A 4,285-nucleotide genomic window follows, 5' to 3' on the forward strand; every position below is an offset into this window, starting at 1 on the left:
GAAAAGTAATAATAAAAAATCATAAAATAAGTTTTGAGCTTCATTAGTCGGAGTAATAAGAGGCACTAATTACTAAAAGCAATAATACCAGTCACAACTTAGTGATTCTCCAAGTTATGTTTAATTGATCAAACGATATGAATATGCATACATCTTTTTAATTCAGAAAAGGATAGCATTATATGTATTTTGTTATTTTGATTTTAATTCTTTCCATGAAAGCTATAAAAATAAGACTTTTTCCTTTTCTAAATTACTATCATGGTACCTACAACTGATCATGTACAAATGAGTTGGATTCTAATTTTATTGCCAATCGTTTACCATAGGATAAATAAAGATATTACAATAGAACGGTAAGATCAAATAGCCAAATTAGTATTAATATTACGGTATAGTTAGTACAAATAATTCTCTACTTTTCCAAAAAACATAAGTTTTACCTGCATTGTAACTTAATCATCTCTAAAACGATTAAGTTACTAGATTTTAAAAATATTAATTAAAATCTTATTTTCAAAACTGGATTATAGTCTATAATAGTTCTATGGATATAAGATTTAAATAATAATTTTTGCTTTCTTTTACCAAGGTTATATATTTTTGTGTTATTTCAGAAGTATAAGCATACTTTAAAGCAAAGATATGTGAGTGGTAATTAGAATTGTAATTAAATCGAAGGAACAACTAATTTGATGAGAATATTCTCTAGTTCGTTTTTAAGGAATGCTTCGTTAATCCTAGTAGATATCCAAAATGATTTTTTACAATCAGGAGCTCTATCTGTTCCCCATGCTAATGAAATCATTCCTTTGATAAACCAGCTTCAAAAGTGTTTTGAGCATACTGTTGCAACCAAAGATTGGCACTGTGAGAACCACATAAGTTTTCTAAACAACGATAATCTTAAGGGCTGGCCTAAACATTGCATTCAAAATACATGGGGAGCAGAATTTCCAAAGGATCTAAATATCGAAAAAGTAAGAGCTGTTTTTCTAAAAGGACAAGATAAAAATGAAGATAGTTACAGTGGATTTTACAATGATTCTGAGAAGAAAAAAACAACAGGTCTTCTGGAATATCTTCGATCCAATTCAATTTACACAGTATTTGTAGTAGGCTTGACATTAGATTTTTGTGTGAAACAAACAATCATAGATGCCCATCACTTAGGATTTCAGTCTTATTTAATTACTGACGCCACGAAGAGTATATCTCCTTTTCCCGAGCTTATAATTACAGAACTTAAAAATATCGGTATATTAACCTGTTTAGCAAGCGATATTTTCGATAATCTCGATTTGACATAACTTCAGAAAGTAAAAATTTATATTTCCAGATCTTATCTACTTGCGATACTAGCAGTGACAATATAATCGATTCAATCGGAGGTGTTTTTTAAGTAATTTATTATTATCATGATTTTTTTGTACGTATATGTAGTACTTATGCTACTAGTAGAATTTGTTGATGTCCAAGGTTTTAAAATTTACAAATTTGTAGTACAATGAAAAGTTGTTATTTATGAGTGTCATGATAAATCTTTCATGTATTATCATTTTTTGGACCGTCATCTTAAGTAGTTGTAGTGTGGATAAGAGAGATAACATCAGCATTCGATCTTCTGAAGACAGTCTGAATACGCTACTATACAGTGATAATTTTGATCATAATGAGATTCAGAAAGATAAAGTTGATCGACATCTCTCTAAAGACAATAAAAGACGAATAAAAAAAAATAATACCAATCGAGTACATGTAGGTAGCGGGGATAAAAAAGTAATAGAAAAAGAAATCTTGAATGATAATAGAAGGGACCAAGAAATTTTAAGAGTAAATATTTTGGAAGTGGAAAAGTCAGATGGTTTGCCGATACAAGATAATATATTATCTTCCTTGGTGCAATATGATGTGGACCATATAGGATATATACGAAAATCCATTATCAACGATGAATTTTCTGAATCCAATGTAGTATCAAGAACAATATTGAGAAAAGATTTAATAGAAATTTATAAAAAAAGATTAAAAAATAACCTGAACGAAAAACAAAAAGAGGCATTAAAATTTCTGGAAAAAGCTTTAGCTAACAAGACAAATAAATTAGATAGTATCTTAATTTTAGACGAAGACGAAATAAAAAATATGCTTGATATAGTAAGTAAAAATTTAAACAGTATAAAAAAGTTTGAACCTATCAATGAGCTTATTTTAGATTTCAATAATTTAGATGATGGTAAGACCTCATTAAAGATAGTTGATGAAATGAGAGTAGAATATACAGAAGTCAAAAATGATATAAATGGGGGAATTGAACCTTCACTAGAGTATTATTTATCTGTAATAAATGCTCACTTCAATGATGATAATATAAGGTCTATTGTAGACAGTATTAATTCTATTGAAGTCTTACCATTTTTCTTCGGTTTTAGATTTGATGAAAATTCCCTTATGAGAAAAGATTAAGTAGATAACTGTATATAAGTTCTGAATAAAAAAAGATTGTTATTAAATCATTATGATATAGTATCTGCAATACTGTAAAGTAGTTGATTTTTCTTTATAAATTTAGGACAGCGAACTTTTATTTATTGTTATGTTTTGATTGGTGAATGTAAGTTTATTTTTGATTTTAAGATTTAACTCTTTAATAATTTTCTTAATATTTCTTAGAAGTTGGATTTTTGAGATGTACCATAATAATAATTATTTATTTTAAAATGCTAGAGCAGGTAACCTAAGATTTTTACATGTACAAATGAGGTTTACGAAATTACATATTTTAGATTAATATATAACATATAAATATTTTTAATTTTATTAATATGAAAGTGTTTATTTTATTCTTGCTTGTTTAAGGATTATTATATGAAAGTAATTAAGTTTCCTAAGAGAAAGAATTTGAAACAAATGGATATTGAAGCCTTTATAGCTCAAGTTGATTATACTACTGCACAGTTGGATAAAGAATTCAAAGAATTTCAGAAACAATATGGAACAGATAAAGGTCTTGATGATTGGATGATGCATATGGAAAAAGAAAGTCGAATCAAAAATCAGGCAATTCAGATAAAGGCTGAAACTTTAAGTTTTCTTTTTGAAAAAAGGCTTAATGATAATATAAGGAATAAGTAAGAGTATAACCTAAGATTAGATGTAATATTTATCTTTGAATCTTTTTATAACTTACCTTGTTTTGAAGTGAGAGTTTTAATTTTTTGATCATTTTAATGGAAATTGATGTGAATTATATTAAAGTTAAAAGGTAATTTAAGTTCAATGTAAAGCTAAGATGATAAAAATTATATATTATTTTAGTGCGAGAGAAATGAAGGGTGGGAGTGATGGATCTTGTTATAGATTCCTGCAAGATGCTTGCATATTTTAGTCTCGTTACAGATGTTAAATGGAAAAGTAAATCTTACAGATGTGTGATAAGTGTTGAAATAAGTGAAGTTAAAATCAAGGGCCAAGATATCACTTTATGGTAATTAATGCATCAAAAGTGCTTTATGACTCACTTGATCTTAATTAAGAGTTAAAGAATATCATATCACATCCAAACGTGTATTCAGAGCTGTGTAAGAAAAATTTTAGGCATAAATGAATGTATTTAGATATAATGAATTTATCTATTCTTAAAAGGTTAGTTATAATTTTTTAAGGGTACTTCTGAGTAACTAAGCAATCTTCAATAACCTTTTAGGTTATAATGAGATCAAAAAGCATCACTTGATTATATAAAGTAAGTACGCCTTAAGACCTGCCTAATTCACTATTATCTATTCCCACTGTAAATACTTACTCCTTATAGTTTAAAACTTTCTTTTTTACTTTCCAATTCTTATCAGACGCATTTATCAAGTATCGATATTTAATAATTTTATATTAAATAATTTAAAATAGTGATGTAAATTGTAAAGAGAAACATATCTTTGATGCTATTTAGTGGTCTTAAGTATAGCTAGTTTGTATTTAAATAGTATTAACTTTTTGACTTCTTAAAGAATTTTTATCATCTAAGAAAAGGTTAACTTCACACAATAAGTTTCTCGTTCTTTTGACTTATGAATATTCTTCACTAGGTGGGACAATAGTTTGTTTTTGACAGGAGTTGTGTAAATTCTTGTTGCTTAAACTTTGAATATATCAAAAGTGGTAATAAATGATCTGAGTTTTATGTCTTTTCAAACTGTAGTGAACACTTATAAAATTTATAAATAGGAATTAAAGGTTTTATAAGGAATTTTAATATAGAATTCCTAACAAAACCTTTAATTGGTTT

Annotated in this window: 4 protein-coding genes; all 4 read left to right on the forward strand. The window is 27.0% G+C overall.

The genetic code is table 11. The annotated features are described in order from the left end of the window. The first annotated feature begins 695 nt into the window (after positions 1–695). The 4 genes from N187_RS04865 to N187_RS04920 all read left to right on the forward strand — a co-directional run bounded on the left by N187_RS04865 (position 696) and on the right by N187_RS04920 (position 3,491). Positions 696–1,310 carry an isochorismatase family protein gene (locus N187_RS04865; RefSeq protein ID WP_075550371.1) on the forward strand — a complete coding sequence of 205 codons (615 nt, stop codon included), beginning with the start codon at positions 696–698 and terminating at the stop codon, positions 1,308–1,310. Positions 1,311–1,590: 280 nt separating this feature from the next. Further along, entirely contained in the window at positions 1,591–2,466 is an 876-nt protein-coding gene (locus N187_RS04870) for a hypothetical protein (RefSeq protein ID WP_051483132.1), read from the forward strand. A 402-nt stretch (positions 2,467–2,868) separates the two neighbouring features. Further along, the gene (locus N187_RS04875; RefSeq protein WP_025420091.1) at positions 2,869–3,135 is read left to right on the forward strand and encodes a hypothetical protein; all 267 of its coding nucleotides are present in this window, start codon (positions 2,869–2,871) and stop codon (positions 3,133–3,135) included. A 209-nt stretch (positions 3,136–3,344) separates the two neighbouring features. After that, a complete protein-coding gene (locus N187_RS04920; protein WP_156922723.1) occupies positions 3,345–3,491 on the forward strand; it encodes a hypothetical protein in 147 nt (48 codons plus the stop codon). Positions 3,492–4,285 lie beyond the last annotated feature (794 nt).

Origin of the sequence: Borrelia anserina Es, assembly GCF_001936255.1 — a bacterium.
Lineage (GTDB): Bacteria > Spirochaetota > Spirochaetia > Borreliales > Borreliaceae > Borrelia > Borrelia anserina.